The 16,449-nt window shown below is 68.6% G+C and carries 15 protein-coding genes; 6 read left to right on the top strand and 9 right to left on the bottom strand.

The genetic code is table 11. The features are described from left to right. Nucleotides 1-12: 12 nt before the first annotated feature. Entirely contained in the window at nt 13-636 is a 624-nt protein-coding gene (locus ASF80_RS07465) for a TetR/AcrR family transcriptional regulator (protein ID WP_056309404.1), read from the bottom strand. Between the two features lie 121 nt (nt 637-757). Here ASF80_RS07465 and ASF80_RS07470 point away from each other — a divergent pair, with 121 nt between their 5' ends. The 3 genes from ASF80_RS07470 (at nt 758) to ASF80_RS07480 (ending at nt 6,209) form a co-directional block, all read left to right on the top strand. Next, nucleotides 758-3,547 carry an MMPL family transporter gene (locus ASF80_RS07470; protein WP_056309406.1) on the top strand — a complete coding sequence of 930 codons (2,790 nt, stop codon included), beginning with the start codon at nt 758-760 and terminating at the stop codon, nt 3,545-3,547. Beyond that, a complete protein-coding gene (locus tag ASF80_RS07475) occupies nt 3,544-5,427 on the top strand; it encodes a YhgE/Pip domain-containing protein (protein WP_056309409.1) in 1,884 nt (627 codons plus the stop codon). Before ASF80_RS07470 ends, ASF80_RS07475 begins: the two co-directional genes overlap by 4 nt. 185 nt (nt 5,428-5,612) lie before the next feature. Continuing rightward, nucleotides 5,613-6,209, top strand: coding sequence for a 2'-5' RNA ligase family protein (locus ASF80_RS07480; RefSeq protein WP_235559905.1), 597 nt, complete (start codon nt 5,613-5,615; stop codon nt 6,207-6,209). A 31-nt stretch (nt 6,210-6,240) separates the two neighbouring features. Here the strand turns inward: ASF80_RS07480 and ccsB are convergent, their stop codons facing one another. The 5 genes from ccsB to ASF80_RS07505 all read right to left on the bottom strand — a co-directional run bounded on the left by ccsB (nt 6,241) and on the right by ASF80_RS07505 (nt 11,020). Further along, nucleotides 6,241-7,230: a c-type cytochrome biogenesis protein CcsB gene (ccsB, locus tag ASF80_RS07485; RefSeq protein ID WP_056309411.1), complete on the bottom strand. Its 990-nt coding sequence runs from the start codon at nt 7,228-7,230 to the stop codon at nt 6,241-6,243. A 4-nt stretch (nt 7,231-7,234) separates the two neighbouring features. Continuing rightward, complete coding sequence (locus ASF80_RS07490; protein WP_164481741.1) at nt 7,235-9,073, bottom strand: cytochrome c biogenesis protein ResB; 1,839 nt, start codon at nt 9,071-9,073, stop codon at nt 7,235-7,237. A 28-nt stretch (nt 9,074-9,101) separates the two neighbouring features. Further along, nucleotides 9,102-9,881, bottom strand: coding sequence for a cytochrome c biogenesis CcdA family protein (locus ASF80_RS07495; protein WP_056309414.1), 780 nt, complete (start codon nt 9,879-9,881; stop codon nt 9,102-9,104). Between the two features lie 16 nt (nt 9,882-9,897). Continuing rightward, entirely contained in the window at nt 9,898-10,551 is a 654-nt protein-coding gene (locus ASF80_RS07500; protein WP_082488215.1) for a TlpA family protein disulfide reductase, read from the bottom strand. 64 nt (nt 10,552-10,615) lie between these two features. Then, nucleotides 10,616-11,020, bottom strand: coding sequence for a MerR family transcriptional regulator (locus ASF80_RS07505; protein WP_056309416.1), 405 nt, complete (start codon nt 11,018-11,020; stop codon nt 10,616-10,618). 6 nt (nt 11,021-11,026) lie between these two features. On the opposite strand from ASF80_RS07505, the gene ASF80_RS07510 reads away from it, so the two are divergent. Beyond that, complete coding sequence (locus ASF80_RS07510) at nt 11,027-11,980, top strand: NAD(P)/FAD-dependent oxidoreductase (RefSeq protein WP_235559906.1); 954 nt, start codon at nt 11,027-11,029, stop codon at nt 11,978-11,980. 74 nt (nt 11,981-12,054) lie between these two features. Here ASF80_RS07510 and ASF80_RS07515 read toward each other — a convergent pair whose 3' ends face one another. After that, on the bottom strand, nt 12,055-12,684 hold the full coding sequence (locus tag ASF80_RS07515; RefSeq protein WP_056309420.1) for a histidine phosphatase family protein: 630 nt from the start codon (nt 12,682-12,684) through the stop codon (nt 12,055-12,057). Between the two features lies 1 nt (nt 12,685). Then, complete coding sequence (locus tag ASF80_RS07520; RefSeq protein ID WP_056309422.1) at nt 12,686-13,060, bottom strand: DUF5684 domain-containing protein; 375 nt, start codon at nt 13,058-13,060, stop codon at nt 12,686-12,688. A gap of 130 nt (nt 13,061-13,190) precedes the next feature. Between ASF80_RS07520 and aspS the strand changes: the two genes are divergently transcribed. Further along, complete coding sequence (gene aspS, locus ASF80_RS07525; RefSeq protein WP_056309424.1) at nt 13,191-14,972, top strand: aspartate--tRNA ligase; 1,782 nt, start codon at nt 13,191-13,193, stop codon at nt 14,970-14,972. 55 nt (nt 14,973-15,027) lie between these two features. Here aspS and ASF80_RS07530 read toward each other — a convergent pair whose 3' ends face one another. Next, nucleotides 15,028-15,855: a sulfite exporter TauE/SafE family protein gene (locus ASF80_RS07530; protein ID WP_056309427.1), complete on the bottom strand. Its 828-nt coding sequence runs from the start codon at nt 15,853-15,855 to the stop codon at nt 15,028-15,030. A 25-nt stretch (nt 15,856-15,880) separates the two neighbouring features. Between ASF80_RS07530 and ASF80_RS07535 the strand changes: the two genes are divergently transcribed. Continuing rightward, entirely contained in the window at nt 15,881-16,411 is a 531-nt protein-coding gene (locus ASF80_RS07535) for a GNAT family N-acetyltransferase (RefSeq protein ID WP_056309428.1), read from the top strand. Nucleotides 16,412-16,449 lie beyond the last annotated feature (38 nt).

Below are 16,449 nucleotides of genomic sequence, written 5' to 3' on the forward strand. Positions count from 1 at the left end.
TGCCGGACGGGGTCACTCGGCGAGGAGCAGCTGCACGAGCCTTCCGAGTTCCTCACTGCCCGAGTGGCGCAGCTGGTCGGAGTCCTGACCGGCCATCGCGCCGCGAACGGTCATGCCCTCCCAGATGATCATCAGCATGCGCGCCGCTTCGTCTGCCGGGATCTTCAGCTCGAGCGAGCTCACCGAGACGATGTCGGTGATGATGACGGCGATGCTCGAGACCATCTCGCGCTCCTGCACGAGGTAGGCGGCACCGAACTGCGCGTCCCGCAGTGCACGGATGCGGATCTCGCTCATGAGCATCACGCCGAGGCGGTCGTCGCCTCCTGCATCCATGATCTGCTGCACCAGCTCGACCGGATCGCACCCTTCCGAGAGGCCGCCGTCGGCGGCGATCTCCTCGACGCGGGCGCGCACGGCGTTGACGCGCTGCTCGGCGACGCTTCCGGCGAGCATCAGGAACAGCTCATCCTTCGACTCGAAGTTCGAATAGAAGGCGCCGCGCGTGAATCCGGCACGGTCGCAGACCGCCTCGACGGATGCACCATCGAGGCCGACCTCGGCGAAGACCTGCGCTGCGGCATCCAGAAGCCTGGCTCGCGTGTTCTCGCGACTACGGGTGGCGGGTGTCGTCATCGAATCCTCCTGCCTCTCATTCTCACACCCCGCACACAGACTCCGGGGCTCGGATCACCTTACGATACATCTATGTATCGGATACACCTGTGTATCCAACCCGGATTCCCTGAGGTGCTTCGTGTCCACACTCCTGTCCTCGCTCGGCCGCTGGTCCTACCGGCACCCGTGGCGCGTCCTCGTCTCCTGGCTCCTCGCGCTCGGCATCGCCGGTGCGGGTGCACTCGTTCTCGGAGCGGGCACCGACAACTCGTTCTCGATCCCCGGGACCGAGTCGCAGGCGGGTCTCGAGCAGCTCAACCGCTCGTTCCCCGCAGTGAGCGGAACCAGCGCGCAGATCATCGTGGTCGCGGCCGACGGCGACTCGATCACCGACGACACGTATCGGGATGACATCGAGGATGCCGTCGCCGAACTCGCCGATCTCGACGACTCCGTGCTCTCGGCGACCTCGCCGTTCGACGAGATGGTCAGCGGCATGATCAACGACGACGAGACCGCCGGGATCATCCGCCTGCAGTTCGACGGCCAGGCGAGCGATGTCTCGGACGCGACGCAGGACGCCCTCCGAGCCGTCGTCGCCGACCTCACCGACGAGCTCCCGGCCGGATCCCAGACCGCGCTCGGCGGCGACCTCTTCGCGACGTCCATCCCCGGCGTGACCCTCACCGAGGCGGTCGGGCTCCTGATCGCCCTGCTGGTGCTGATCGTCACGTTCCGCTCGTTCGTCGTCGCGGGGCTCCCGCTCCTCACCGCCATCCTCGGTGTGGGCATCTCGATGGCCGGCATCTTCGCCGCCACCGCCTTCGCCACGGTCTCATCGACCACCCCCCTACTCGCCCTCATGCTCGGACTCGCGGTCGGCATCGACTATGCGCTGTTCATCATGGCCAGGCACCAGGACCAGGTCCGCGAGGGCGTCGACCCCGAGGAGTCCACGGCCCGCGCGGTGGGCACCGCCGGCTCCGCCGTCGTGTTCGCCGGCGTCACGGTGCTGATCGCGCTGATCGGACTCGGCTTCGCCGGCATCCCGTTCCTCACGACGATGGGAATCGCCGCATCCGCCGCGGTCGCCGTCGCCGTGGCGATCGCCGTTACCCTGACCCCCGCGCTGCTCGGCTTCATGAAGGGCCGCGTCGCGGGGCGCCCGCGCAAGGCGCCGAAGGCGAAGGAGGGCAAGCCCGCTCCTGCCCCGCGTCGCCGGTTCAGCGAGCGCTGGGTGACCGGGGTGACCACGCGTCCGATCCTCGTGTCGCTCGCCGTCGTGATCGGACTCGGCATCGTCGCGGTGCCGGCCCTGAGCCTGAACCTCGCCCTACCCAACGCCGGAGTGCTCCCGAAGGACTCCGAAGCCCGACAGAGCTACGACCTCGTCGGCGAAGAGTTCGGCCCCGGCTTCAACGGCCCCCTGATCCTCACCGGCACCATCGTCACCTCCACCGACCCGCTGACCCTGATGGACGACCTCGGCGATGCGGTCGCGAAGATCGACGGGGTCAAAGAGGTCGCCCTCTCGACCCCCAACGAGACCGCCGACACCGGCATCGTGCAGATCATCCCCGAGACGGCCGCCGACGACCCTGCGACCGCGGATCTGGTGCGCGAGCTCCGATCCCATCACGACGAGTGGCTCGACGAGTTCGGCATCGATCTGAAGGTCACCGGGTTCACGGCCGTGGGCATCGACATCTCCGACCAACTCGGCAATGCCCTGCTGCCGTTCGGCATCTTCGTGATCGGTCTCTCGCTGATCCTGCTGACGATCGTGTTCCGCTCGCTCTGGGTGCCGATCACGGCCGCCGCCGGCTATCTGCTCTCGATCGTCGCCGGGTTCGGCGTCGTGGGTGCGGTGTTCGAGTGGGGCTGGTTCGCCGACGCCCTGCACGTGGCGAAGGTCGGCCCGATCATCAGCTTCATGCCGATCATCCTGATGGGAGTGCTGTTCGGACTCGCGATGGACTACCAGGTCTTCCTCGTCTCGCGGATGCGCGAGGACTTCGTGCACGACCCCGAGGGCAGAAGCCCGGATCGAGCGACCCGCCGCGCCGCCGCGCTGCGTGCTGTGCGCACCGGTTTCACGGGCTCGGCCAAGGTCGTCACCGCGGCGGGGCTGATCATGTTCGCCGTGTTCGTGGCCTTCGTCCCCGAGGGCGACTCGTCGCTCAAGCCGATCGCGCTGGGTCTCGCCGCGGGTATCGCGATCGATGCGTTCCTCGTGCGGATGACGCTGATCCCCGCGCTCATGGCGATCCTCGGCGAGCGCGCCTGGGAGATCCCCGCCTGGCTGGAGAAGATCCTGCCCAGCGTCGACATCGAGGGCGAGGCGGTCGAGCGCGAACGGCACCTGGCCGCGTGGCCGGGAGACGGCTCGGTCGTGGCCGCCGATGACCTCGCGCTCGCAGATGCCGGCATCGACCGGCTCCACATCCGGCTCGCTCCCGGCGCTGCCGCCGTGCTGACCGGCACCTCGGCCGGCGCGCTCCGCGCCCTGTCGCTGGCGATCGCCGGGCGTGTGACCCCCGACGACGGCCGCCTCCGAGTGGCCGGACATCTGCTGCCCGGGCGGGCTGCCTGGGTGCGCTCGCACGTCGGCGCCGTGATGGCCGCGGACAGGGGAGACCTGTCCACCGATCTGTCGGAGGCGCTGCGAGGACGTCCTGCTCTCGTGGTGATCGACGGCGTCGATCGACTCTCCCGCCCCGAGCGCGATCAGCTCGCAGCCCGACTGCGCGACGCCCGTAGATCGACCGCGGTACTGCTCACCGCACTCTCCCCCGAGATCGCCATCGACGTCCTCACGGATGCCGGGCGCAGCCCCGCCGACGTGATCGACATCGATGCACCCGCCGCACTCTCTTCCGCCCTTCACGGCGCGGAAGAATCCTCCGAATCGACCGAGGTGAACGCATGACCCTCCCCATCGAGCGCGCCCGTTCGCGCAAGCCCATCACCTGGCTGACCATCCTGGGCATCCTGCTGCTGCCGGCAGCGGTCGGCGGCATCCTCGTCGCCGCGTTGCAGAACCCGACCGACCGCTTGGACTCGATGACGGCAGCGATCGTCAACCTCGACGAACCGGTCGAGATCGACGGGCAGCTCACTCCCCTGGGTCGCCAGCTCGCGTCAGGGCTCGTCGAGGGTTCCGACGAGCTCGACTCGAACCTCACCTGGGTGATCTCGAACGAGGATGACGCGGCCGAGGGGCTCGCGGACGGCTCGTACCAGGCGGTCATCACGATCCCCGAGGAGTTCTCCGCGGCAGCGACCTCCGCTGGTCAGGCGATCTCGGAGGGCGGCGGCGAGGCCGAGCAGGCCACGATCCAGGTCACGACGCCCGACGACGGCCTGGTCGCCGACGATCTGATCACCAGCCAGATCGCGAACGTCGCAGCCTCGAGCATGGGCACGCTGCTGTCGGAGGCGACGACCGAGAACATCCTCGTCGGCTTCACCACCATCGGCGACCAGATCGGCGAGGCCGCAGACGGTGCCGTGCAGCTCGCCACGGGAGCACGGGATGCCGCGACCGGTGCCGCAGCGATCCCGGACGGTGCGACCCAGTTGGCATCCGGGGCTGCCGAGCTCGGCACGGGCGCCTCATCGCTCGCCTCCGGTCTCGACACGCTCGCTGCGAGGACCCGGGAGGCCGCCGGCGGAGCCACGACACTCGGTCAGGGCCTCACCGCAGGCGCGGCGGAGTTGCAGAGCCGCGCGGCCGGCGCGCAAGAGGTCGCAACCGGTTCCGCGGGCGTCGCCGCGGGCCTGAACAAGCTCTCGAGCGAGTGCGTGGCGAGTGGGGCGGCTCAGGCCTACTGCGACCAGATCGCCGCGCTGTCGGCTGGCGCGACGGAGACGGATGCCGGAGTACAGCAGCTCGCTGCTCTGCCGTCCACCATCGCCGCCCAGATGGGCCAGGCCGGCGCCGGCGCAACCACCCTCGCCGACGGCCTGAACCAGCTCGCGTCGCAGGGTCTCGACGAGTCGGCCGCCGGTGCGCGCGCGCTGTCGAGCGGGGCGGGTCAGCTCTCCGGTGGAGCGACCGAGCTCGCCACCGGAGCCACGGAGCTCTCGACCGGACTCGACACGCTCGCGACCGGCACCGGTGACCTCGCCGGCGGCCTGCGCACGGCAGCCGACTCGCTCCCCTCGTTCAGCGACTCGGAGTCGACCTCGCTCGCGTCCGTGATCGCCGACCCTGTCGCATCGAAGGGTGCCGACGGAGCAACGATCTTCGGGCCCACCGCCATCCCGCTGCTCGCCGCGGTCGTGCTGTGGTTCGGTGCTCTCGCCTCGTTCCTCGTCATGCGCGCCCATACGGCCCGCACCCTGACGTCGCGTCGATCCTCCGCCGGCCTCGCTCTCCGCGCCTTCGCCCCCGCCGCCGCCATCGGTGCGGCCCAGGGCCTGCTGGTGTCGCTGATCGTGCAGATCGTCGCGAGCTACGACGCCGGCACCTGGTGGGCGTTCGCGGGCATCGCTGTGCTCGCGGGAATCGTCTTCGCGGCCGTCAACCAGGCCCTGGTGGCGGTGTTCGGCGGCATCGGCCGCTGGATCAGCGCTCTGGTGGGAGTCCTCGCCATCGCGACGGGTCTGATCTCGACGGTGCCGGGATGGCTCGCCGACCTCGGAGCTGCGCTCCCGACCGCACCCGCCTTCACCGGCCTCATCGCCGCGACCGGAGGCGCCGCCGCGGGACTCGTCGTCTGGGGTGTGCTGTCGCTCGTCGCCACCACCGTGGCGGTGGCGCTGCGTCGCACCACCTCGGCCAAGGCGGCACTCGCGACCGCCTGAGCATCCGATCCGATCGTCCCTCCGGGCACAGTTTCAGACCTCGCCCGAGCACAGCTTCGGACGCCATCCGCTGACGCGCCGCGCATCGTCCTCGATGCGCGGCGCGTCGCGTATCCGCTCCGAATCCGTGCCCGCCGGGCAGGAGGCGGTATTCAGCCCTCCCTCGACGCACGTACGATCAGGAGATGCGCCGCCCCTTCATGACCTCGCCCACCCAGCTCGCTTCGCTGGAAGGGCAGCAGTACCTCGTGCTGCGCCCGACGAGGGCCGTCTCCGATGTGTACCGAGCCGAGCAGAGGTCCGCGCTCGGCCGCATGGATGCACCGCACCCGCACACCGAGCACGTCACGCTCCGCGCCTTCCACGAGCCCGAACGGCGCGACGAGCTGCTCTCGCTGATCCGCGAATGGGCGGTGGCGCAGCGTCCGATCGAGGTCGTCGCAGAGGCCGTCGACGTGTTCCCGACACCGTGGCAGACCGTGATCCTGCGACTGACGCGCACGTCGTCCCTCGTCTCCGCCTATGCGAACCTCAGCACAGCGCTGGAGGCCACAGACTTCCGCCGCCTCGACGAGCGCAGCACGGAGGAGTGGACGTTCCACCTCTCCGTGATCTACGCGAAGACCCTGTCGGTCGCGGCCTGGACCGAGCTGTCGCACAAGTCACGCCGGTCGCTCAGCAAGCGCCCTGCAGAGACCATCACCGAGGCGGAATTCGTCTGGTACGAGGACGGCGTCGAGCACTCCGAGGTGATCCCGTTCGGACTGCGCTCGTTCCGCTGACGCGCGGTCAGCCGGTGTTCGATCGGGCGGTCTAGCTCAGGCCCGAGTATGCGTGCAGACCCTTGAAGAACACGTTGACGATCGTGAAGTTGAAGAGCACGGCCGAGAAGCCGACGATCGCCAGCCAGGCCGACGGGTTTCCGCGCCAGCCGCGCGTCGCACGGGCGTGGATGTATCCGGCGTAGAGCACCCAGATGACGAAGGTCCAGGTCTCCTTGACGTCGAAGCCCCAGAAGCGGCTCCACGCGTAGTAGGCCCAGATGGATCCGGCGATGAGGGTGAACGTCCAGAGGATGAACCCGATGATCGTGAACCGGTAGGCCATGCTCTCGAGGCGGTCGGACCCGGGGAACGTGCGCAGGAACCCGGGGCCGGTCTTCTCCGCACCCTCGGAGATCAGGCGCTCGCGGCGCGACTGCATCAGCTGGATCACCGAGAGCGAGAACGCGAGAGCGAAGAACGCGGTGCCCAGCGAGGCCACGAAGACGTGGATCACGAGCCACACGCTCTTGAGCGGGTCCATCAGCGGCGACACATCGACGTAGAAGTTCGTGGCGGCGAGGCCGAGGAGGATCACGACGAGGCCCGTGATGAACGTGCCGAGGAAGCGCAGGTCGATGCGCGTCAGCACCACGAGGAACACCGCGACGATCAGCAGCGTGCCCATCATCGCGAACTCGTACAGGTTCGCCCACGGCACGCGGCCGGCGGCGAAGCCGCGTGTGAGGGTCGCCGCGAGGTGGAAGACGAATGCCAGGACGGTCAGCGAGGTGCCGATCCGGGCCATCACGAATCGCTGCGGGGCGGCGTCGGAGTCGGATGCCGCTGAGGCGCCCTTCGCTGCCTTGCCCCCGCGTGCGGCAGCGCCGGCACCGACGAGCTCGAATTCGCGAACGCTCGCCGAGTCGGCCGACAGCTGCGACCGGCGGGCGAGGTCGAAGGCGAAGGCCACGAAGGCCGCCGCGTAGATCGCGATCGCCGTCCACAGCAGGATCGGCGAGATCACTTCGAGGTCGAACATGATGTCAGTCTACTTTCGGGATGTCGGATGCGGGGCGGTCGGGGTCGCCCTCGGATTCGGTCGCAGGGGTCGTGCCCGGCTCGATCTCGGACTCGTCGGAAGGAGCCGCGGGCTCGCCGGGACCCTCGGGCTCCTCGGCATCCTCAGGCTCGGCATCCTCAGGCTCGGGCACAGCCGCGGTGACTCCTGCCGCGTCGAGCAGTCGGGCATGACCTGCCACGAGGTCGTCGACGGCCGTGGCGAGCGTGGGGTCCTCGCCTCGGGCGAGACCGGCATACTCGATCGAGACGGCGCCGTCGGCAGCCGTCGCCTTGACCCACACGCGGCGGCGCGGGATGAACAGCGCGAGCATCAGGCCACCGAGGGCGAGCAGCGCGAAGCCCAGCACCCACGGCCCGGAGGCATCGCGGTGGATCTGCAGCGACGCGAAGCGCTTGACCGACTGCGAGGCGTCGGTCGCCCCCGCCGGGGACTCGTCCTCGAACGTGACGGTCCCGAGACCGTTCGGCAGATCGGCGGTCTGTCCTGGAGTCAGCTCGATCGACTCGAGGTCGGTCGTGCGGCCCGTGACCTTCGTCATTCCGGTGGTGTCGAGCACGTAGACCGACCGCGGGATGCCCTCGTTGATGCCGAGGTCGCCCGTGTAGACGTCGAGCGTGAGAGTGGGGTTCGTCAGATCACCGAAACCTGAGAAGAAGGCCCCCGTGTCGAGCACACCGGTGGTCGGGTAGAAGAAGCCGACCAGGCCGACCTGCTCGCTGAGTCCGTCGGGGATCTTGATGACGCCCAGCGAGGTCATGTTGTTGTCCTGGGGCAGGAACGGCGTGCTGTTCGTGAACACGACATCTCCGGCGGGGTCGCGCACCGTGATCGTCGGCGCGTAGCCGTTGCCGAGCAGGAAGACGTTGTCGTCGGCGACCCCGAGCGGCTCGTTCACCTTGACCGATCCGGTGCGCTCCTCACCGTTCTCCTGCACCGTGACGTTGGCCGAGAAGTCGCCCGCCTGTCCCGATCCCGGCTCGCCGAACGGCTGGTAGGTGACGTCGAAGCTGTCGAGGCGCATCGAGTACGGGGCGAGTGCGCCGTCGCTCACGAAGCGTCCGCGGTTCATCGAGTCGTAGTCGAGCAGGGTGTTCGCGAAGGTCTCGCCCTCGACCAGCACGCGCTGACCCGTGTAGGCGAATCCGCCGCCGACGCCCACCGTGATGAGCACGCCGACGAGCGCGAGGTGGAAGAGCAGGTTGCCGGTCTCGCGCCAGTAGCCGCGCTCGGCCGAGACCGATGACGATCGCTTGTCGTCATAGCGCTCGACGCGGTAGCCCAGGGCTTTGAGCTGCTTCTGCGCGATGTCGATCGACGCGGCAGCCTCGGCAGGAGCATCCGTCGACGTGCGCTCGACCGCGCGGAAGTCGGCGAGCCGCTTCAGACGTGCGGGAGTGCGCGGCGGTCGCGCCTGCAGAGCCTTGGCGTGGTGGCGGATGCGCGGAATGACGCAGCCGACGAGCGAGGCGAACAGCAGCAGGTAGATCGCCGAGAACCATGGCGACAGGTAGACGTCGAAGAGCTTCAGGCCGTCGAGGATCGGGAAGAGATCGGGGTTGTCGCGTTCCCACTGCGTGACGCCGTTGGGGTCGGCCATCCGCTGCGGGAAGATCGAGCCGGGGATCGCCGCGATCGCGAGCACGAGGAGCAGGATCAGCGCGGTGCGCATGGAGGTCAGCTGACGCCATCCCCAGCGCAGCCAGCCCACGAAGCCGAGGCGGGGCTGGGTGATCGACTCTTCGCCGTCGACGTGGTCTGACGGTCGGAGCGGATCGCTCGACCTGTCGGTAGTGCTGCTCACGTCATCCTTCCGATGCGTCTTCTTCTGATCAGAACGGGAGGGGGACACTGCTGATCACCGCCGTCAGTCTCGACATGATGTCGGTCCACAGCCCGGTCACCATCAGCACGCCGAGGACGATCAGCAGCACGCCGCCGATGATGTTCACGACGCGGATGTGGCGACGGAGGAACCCGATCGTCTTCGTGGCCCACCCGAATCCGAGGGCGACGAGCAGGAACGGGATGCCGAGGCCGAGCGAGTAGGCGAGGCCGAGGAACCCGGCGCGCACCGGGTCGCCGGCGTTGAACGAGAGCGCGATGATCGCGCCGAGGGTGGGCCCCATGCACGGCGCCCAGCCGATTCCGAGGGCGACTCCCAGCAGCGGTGCGCCGATGATGCCCACCTTGGAGTCGACATGGAAGCGGATCTCTCGCTGCGCGAACCCGAAGGCTCCCAGGAAGATCAGGCCCATGACGATGATGAAGGCGCCGAGGATGCGGGTGATCAGATCGCCCCAGCGGATGAAGAAGACTCCGAACGTGCCGCTGAGCACCGTGTAGAGGATGAAGACGACGGTGAAGCCCAGGATGAAGAGCAGCACGCCGAGAACGAGCCGGCTGCGGGCGGGAGCCTCGACCGTCGAGACGCCGGTGCCGTCTGCCGTGTTCGGCGCGCGACGCGGAGCGACCGCTCCCCCGAGGAACCCGAGGTAGCCCGGCACGAGCGGCAGGACGCACGGCGACAGGAAGGAGACGAGGCCGGCGAGCATCGCGACCGGGATCGCGAGCCAGAGGGCCCCCGATCCGATGATGGCTTCGGGGTTCACGCCGCTCCCGAGAGACTCACGAGTCCTCCGCGAGCGCGTCCTTGACGAGCGTCGAGAGGATCGAGGTGCCGTCGATGGGGCCGATGATGCGCGCGGCGACCCTGCCCTGCTTGTCGAGCACGAGGGTGGTCGGTGTCGCTTGGATCGGCACGGAGGACGAGAAGGCGAGCTTCGCCTCGGCCGTGTCGACGTCGATCAGGCTCGGGTAGGTCACGCCGAACTCGGCGGAGAACGCCTTGGCGGTGTCGGCCTGGTCGCGCGTGTTGATGCCAAGGAATGCGACATCGTCGCCTCCGTGCTCCTGCCACACGCTCTCGAGGTCTTCCGCCTCGACGCGGCACGGCGCGCAGCCGGCGTACCAGAAGTTGACGACCGTGACCTTGCCCTCAAGGTCCGAGCTGCTGAAGTCCTCGCCGTTCTCGGTGACCCCACCGAACTCGGCGACCGGCTCACCGCGGTCGGCGACGGGGATCTCGACGATCGCTCCGTCTGCGGCCACGTATCCCGGGTTGTCGCCGCTGAGGAACGAGTCGTTCACGGGATCGGGAGCGCAGGCGCTCAAACCGATGGCGAGCACCGCGGCGAGCGCGACACCGACCGCGCGGCGGGAAGGCCGGATGCGGGAGGAGCGGCCGCTGCGGATCGGACGGACCGTCGAGGCGAGTGGCACGATTCCCAGTTTACGCAGGGGTTCCTATGCGTGGGCCGGGCGCGCGAGGGCCGCAGAACGTCGGTCAGAGGCGGGCCAGCACGTCGTCCACACTCGCGCGGAAGCGTGGGCAGGTGGCGATGTCGTGCGAGCGGCATCCCATCGCATGCTCGGTCATCTCGCGCGAGCGGCGCATGTCCTCCATCCGCCTGTCGAGATCATCGAGATGCTGCTGCAGCACCTCGTGACGCCCGGCGCTCCCGTCGTCGAGGAGCACGGCGATCTGGTCGAGCGTCATGCCCGCCGCTTTGCTCCGCTGGATCACCGCGATGCGCACGACGTCGTCCTGTCCGTAGCGGCGGCGACCGGCGGCATCGCGAGCAGGCGTGAGCAGACCCACGGTCTCCCAGTGCCGCAGCACGTTCGTCGGCAGCTCGAAGCGGGCGGCGACGTCACCGACGGACCAGGGACTCTCGACACTTGACTTCATGTTGACATGAAGTCACAGACTGGGGACGAACGCAAGCGCGACCCCTCGGAAGGACCCCACATGTACGACGCGATCGTCATCGGCGCAGGCCCCGCCGGCCTGCAGGCGGCACTGACACTCGGGCGGATGCACAGGAGCACCCTGCTTCTCGATTCCGGCGAGTACCGCAACGGCACCGTGCGGCACATGCACAACGTGGTCGCGAACGACGGCACTCCTCCGGCCGAATTCCGGGAGACGGCCAGGACGCAGCTCGCCGAGTACTCCGACGTCGAGATCCGCGACGTCAGCGCACAGACCGTCACCGCGATCGAGGGCGGACACAGCGTCATGCTGGCGGACGGGGATGCGGTCGGTGCACGCCACGTGGTCCTCGCAACCGGAGTCGCCGACGACCTCCCGTCAATACCGGGGTTGCAGGAGCTATGGGGCACCCAGGCGTTCAGCTGCCCGTTCTGCGACGGTCACGAGCATGCGGGCCGATCCATCGGCATCCTCGGGCCCGCTCCCCGCGCCGAGCATCTGATCGGGCTCCTCGGCCGGATCGTCTCGGACATCACTGTCTATCCCGTGGAGGCCACCTTCACCGCCGACGAAGCCCGGACGCTCGAAGAGTTGGGCGCGCGGGTCAGCCCGGAGCCCGTGACCGCCGTGGCCCCGGACGCCGACGGCGTGCGCGTCACCACGGCGTCCACTGAGCGCTCTGTCGCCGGCGTGTTCGTCGCTGCCGCCTCCCTGCGTCACCGCGCCCCGTTCGCCGATCAGCTCGGTCTGCAGATGCTGCCGTCCGGCTCGATCGAGGTCGACGAGTTCGGTCGCACCTCGCTGCCCGGCGTATACGCCGCAGGAGACCTCGCGCACCGCGCATCCCTGCCCGGACCGATGGCATCCGTACTGCTGGCCGCCGCGGCAGGTCAGATGGCGGCGGTCGGGGTCATCCAGTCGCTGATGACCCCCTGACCGGTACGAATCGCGCACTTTGCGGATGGGGAGCCCCGTGAGCCGCCAGGTGCGCGACTCGAACGCGGAGGCGGTCAGACCGCCCCGACGTCGACCGCACCCCCGGTCGCCGCAGGCTCGGCGTAGGCGACCTCGCGCCACACGTCACCGACGAGTTCGAACGATGTGACGCTCGACAGCGCGCAACGGCGAGTGCGCGGATCGTGCCGGAGGGGCAGGCCCGCGACCCTGAGGTGCGTTATCCAGATCGGCGCCTGATGCGACACCATCACCAGATCGCCGTCGTCGACGGATCGCCAGGCCTCACCCATCGCGCTCAGCATCCGCTCGGCGATCGACGTGTACGGCTCACCCCAGCTCGGAAGAGCCGGCTGCCGCAGATGCCACCAGTTGAGCGGGTTCATCAGGGAGCGCCGCATCTGCGTTCCCTCGAACACGTTGGTCGGCTCGATGATGCGGATGTCGATCTCGGGCACCAGATCGAATCCGGAGGCGAACGGCTCCGCCGACTCCTGGGCACGCTCCAACGGAGAGGAGTACAGCGCGGCGACCGGCCTGTCGAGCGAGGCGACGTGGTCGGCGGCCGCCTGGGCCATCTTCCGACCTTCCCTGCTCAGGTGATAGTCGGGCAGTCGACCGTAGAGGACGCGCTTCGGGTTGTGCACCTCACCGTGGCGGACGAGGTGCAGTCGCGACGCCACCATGTCAGACCTGGCGGTAGCGGGACTCGCCGAAGCCGATGATCAGGTACCCGATGTAGGGGAAGACGAACAGCAGGAAGAACGAGAAGAACCCGCCCTTGCCGAACCGTTCGCCGAGCTTGATCGCGACGATGATCCCGAAGATGAAGCCCACGATCGGGATGATGTAGAGCAGCGCGAGCCAGCCCGACATCCCGGCGATCTTGACGAGGAAAATGATGTTGACGAAGGGGATGATCGCGAGGATGCCGGGGTATCCCGCCTTCGTGAACACCTTCCACAGACCGATGACGACGAGGACGTAGAAGGCGAGCGTGATGAGGCCTGTCGTGCCGGAGAAGATCTGGGCGTAAAGTTCCGAGATGCCGTTGGAGTCCATGATGACCCTTTCGCTGGTCGAGCGGCTGTCGTGGCGATCCTACTGAGCGATATGCCGCGCGCGAAGGAGGCGACACCCGCGCACGTAGAATGGGCGGGTTCATCATTTCCCAGATCAGGAGGAATCCTCCGTGCTTCGCACCCACTCGGCAGGCTCACTGCGAGCCGAGCATATCGGTCAGACCGTCACCCTCTCGGGTTGGGTCGATCGCCGTCGTGATCACGGAGGAGTCGCTTTCATCGATCTTCGGGACGCGTCGGGCATCGCCCAGGTCGTCATCCGCGATGAAGAGGTCGCACATCCGCTGCGCAACGAGTTCGTCCTCAAGGTCACCGGCGAGGTCTCGCGTCGCCCCGAGGGCAACGCGAACCCGAACCTGCCGACCGGCGACATCGAGCTCATCGCGACCGACGTCGAGGTGCTGAACGAGTCCGCTCCCCTGCCGTTCCAGGTGTCGACCGCTGTCGCCGACACCGAGACGGTCGGTGAAGAGGCTCGCCTCAAGTACCGCTACCTCGACCTGCGTCGCCCCGCGACGGCATCCGCTCTGCGTCTGCGCTCGAACGTCTACAAGGCCGTCCGCGACGTACTGCACGGCGAGGACTTCACCGAGGTCGAGACGCCGACGCTCACGCGTTCGACCCCTGAGGGCGCCCGCGACTTCGTCGTGCCCGCTCGCCTGCACCCCGGCAGCTGGTACGCGCTGCCGCAGTCGCCGCAGCTCTTCAAGCAGCTGCTCATGGTCGGCGGCGTCGAGAAGTACTACCAGATCGCCCGCTGCTATCGCGATGAGGACTTCCGCGCCGACCGTCAGCCGGAGTTCACGCAGCTCGACATCGAGATGAGCTTCGTCGACCAGGAAGACGTCATCACGCTGATGGAGTCGCTCATCCAGGCGATGTGGAAGACCATCGGCGTCGAGGTGCAGACCCCGCTGCCGCGCATGACCTACGCCGAGGCGATGGCCAAGTACGGCTCCGACAAGCCCGACCTGCGGTTCGGACTCGAGCTCGTCGAGGCGACCGAGTACTTCGCGAACACTCCGTTCCGCGTCTTCCAGGCCGAGTACGTCGGCGCCGTCGTCATGCCGGGTGGCGCGAGCCAGCCCCGCAAGCAGCTCGATGCGTGGCAGGACTGGGCCAAGCAGCGCGGCGCCCGCGGCCTCGCCTACGTGCTCTTCAACGAAGACGGATCGCTCGGCGGCCCCGCCGCCAAGAACCTGTCCGAGGCCGAGCAGGCAGGGCTCGCGGAGTTCGTCGGCGCCTCCGCCGGCGATTGCGTGTTCTTCGCCGCAGGATCGACGAAGGAGAGCCGTGCGCTGCTCGGCGCCGCCCGCGTCGAGATCGGCCGCCGTCTCGGGCTGCTGAGCCCCGACGAGTTCGCCTTCACGTGGGTCGTCGACGCACCGATGTTCGAGCCGGCAGCGGATGCCGTCGCATCCGGTGACGTCGCCGTCGGCGCCGGAGCCTGGACCGCGGTGCACCACGCGTTCACCGGCCCGAAGCCGGAGTTCCAGGACACCTTCGACACCGACCCCGGTTCGGCTCTCGCCTACGCGTACGACATCGTGTGCAACGGCTCGGAGCTCGGCGGAGGATCGATCCGCATCCACCGCGAAGACGTGCAGAAGCGCGTGTTCGAGGTCATGGGCATCAGCGACGAGGTCGCGCAGGAGCAGTTCGGATTCCTGCTCGACGCGTTCAAGTTCGGCGCCCCGCCCCACGGCGGAATCGCGCTCGGAATGGACCGCGTGCTGCAGCACCTCTCGAAGACCGAGTCGATCCGCGACGTCATCGCGTTCCCGAAGTCGGGCAACGGCTTCGACCCGCTGACGGCGGCTCCGGCTCCCATCACCGCGGAGCAGCGCGCCGAGGCCGGCGTCGACTTCGAGCCTGAGGACGACGAGGCCTGACCCTCGCACCCCGAGGCCCTCTCCTGCGTACGCGGGAGAGGGCCTCTTCGCATGCTCAGCGCAGCGACGCGAGCGCGGGCGCGATGTTCTCATTCCACACGTCGACACCGAGCTTCGCGATGAGGGCGACCACCACGATGAGGAACACGACGCGGATGAAGGTCGTGCCGCGCGAGATCGCCATCCGCGAGCCGAGGTAGCTGCCGGCGACGTTGGCGACCGCGAGGATACCTCCCAGCAGCCACAGCACGGCGCCGTGGGGGATGAAGAGCAGCAGGGCGCCCGTGTTCGTGGCGAGGTTGACGATCTTCGCCTTGGCGCTCGCCTGCAGGAAGTCATAGCCCAGCAGCGCGACGAGCGAGATCACCAGGAAAGTCCCGGTGCCGGGCCCGATCAGACCGTCGTAGAAGCCGATCACGAGACCCGACAGCCCCGCCATGATGTGGTGCTTGTGCCCGCTGAAACGCAGACGGGTCGCGGCGCCCATCTGCGGGCGGAACGCAGTGAAGAGTGCGACGGCGAGCAGCGCGACCACGATGATCGGCTTGAACGCCGCAGCCGGCAGCACGGTGGCGACTGCGGCTCCGCCGAACGACCCGACGAGCGCGATCGCGGCCATCGGCAGAGCTGTGCGGATATCGGGTTTCGCGCGCCGGTAGTAGGTGACGCTGCTCGTCGCCGTGCCGAAGACGGAGGCGAGCTTGTTCGTCGCGAGCGCCTGGATCGGCGAGATGCCGGGGATCAGCAGCAGAGCGGGAAGCTGCAGCAGCCCTCCCCCACCCACGACGGCGTCGATCCACCCGGCCGCGAACGCCGCGACGACCACGAGGATCAGCGTGCCCCAGGTGAGCTGCTCGAGCCCGAGCACACTGCCGATGTCCATCCGTCCAGGATGTCAGACTGGGCGCATGCTCGACGCTCTCCCGCTGCCCTTCTCCATCGATTCCCGAGCGGGCACCGCGACCCTGCGCAGAGCCGTCACCGGCGACACGGATGCGATCATCTCGCTGCTCTCGGACGACCCGATCAGCGCCTCGCGCGGCGACGTGGCCTCGGTAGCGGATCGCCCCGCCTACGCATCCGCCCTCGACGAGATCCTCGCCGAACCGTCGAACGACCTGCTCGTGGTCGAGTTCGACGGAGCGGTCGTCGGCACGCTGCAGCTCACGTCGATCCCCGGGATGGCCCGCAGGGGCGCGAAGCGCCTGCTCGTCGAGGCCGTGCGGGTGCGCAGCGACCTGCGCTCCGCAGGCATCGGGTCGGCCGTGATGCGGTGGGTGTCCGATGACGCGGCACCGGCTCTCGGCACGGCGATGGTACAGCTCACCTCGGATGCCGCTCGCGCCGACGCACACCGGTTCTACGAGCGCCTCGGCTATGTCGGTTCGCACGTCGGCTTCAAGTACTCGGTGCCGCAGCGCTCGGTGCCGCGCGACTGAGCTCCGCTCCGACCCGCCACGACCCGGACATCTCTCGT

The organism is Microbacterium sp. Leaf159, assembly GCF_001423615.1.
In the GTDB taxonomy this organism is placed as follows: domain Bacteria; phylum Actinomycetota; class Actinomycetes; order Actinomycetales; family Microbacteriaceae; genus Microbacterium.

Coding starts and splice junctions, on each gene's coding strand:
- ASF80_RS07480 (WP_235559905.1), top strand. CDS start 5,613: ATGCGCCGCCCCTTCATGACCTCGCCCACCCAGCTCGCTTCGCTGGAA.
- ccsB (WP_056309411.1), bottom strand. CDS start 7,230: ATGTTCGACCTCGAAGTGATCTCGCCGATCCTGCTGTGGACGGCGATC.
- ASF80_RS07530 (WP_056309427.1), bottom strand. CDS start 15,855: ATGGACATCGGCAGTGTGCTCGGGCTCGAGCAGCTCACCTGGGGCACG.
- ASF80_RS07520 (WP_056309422.1), bottom strand. CDS start 13,060: ATGGACTCCAACGGCATCTCGGAACTTTACGCCCAGATCTTCTCCGGC.
- ASF80_RS07465 (WP_056309404.1), bottom strand. CDS start 636: ATGACGACACCCGCCACCCGTAGTCGCGAGAACACGCGAGCCAGGCTT.
- ASF80_RS07505 (WP_056309416.1), bottom strand. CDS start 11,020: ATGAAGTCAAGTGTCGAGAGTCCCTGGTCCGTCGGTGACGTCGCCGCC.
- ASF80_RS07510 (WP_235559906.1), top strand. CDS start 11,027: ATGAAGTCACAGACTGGGGACGAACGCAAGCGCGACCCCTCGGAAGGA.
- ASF80_RS07475 (WP_056309409.1), top strand. CDS start 3,544: ATGACCCTCCCCATCGAGCGCGCCCGTTCGCGCAAGCCCATCACCTGG.
- ASF80_RS07515 (WP_056309420.1), bottom strand. CDS start 12,684: ATGGTGGCGTCGCGACTGCACCTCGTCCGCCACGGTGAGGTGCACAAC.
- ASF80_RS07535 (WP_056309428.1), top strand. CDS start 15,881: ATGCTCGACGCTCTCCCGCTGCCCTTCTCCATCGATTCCCGAGCGGGC.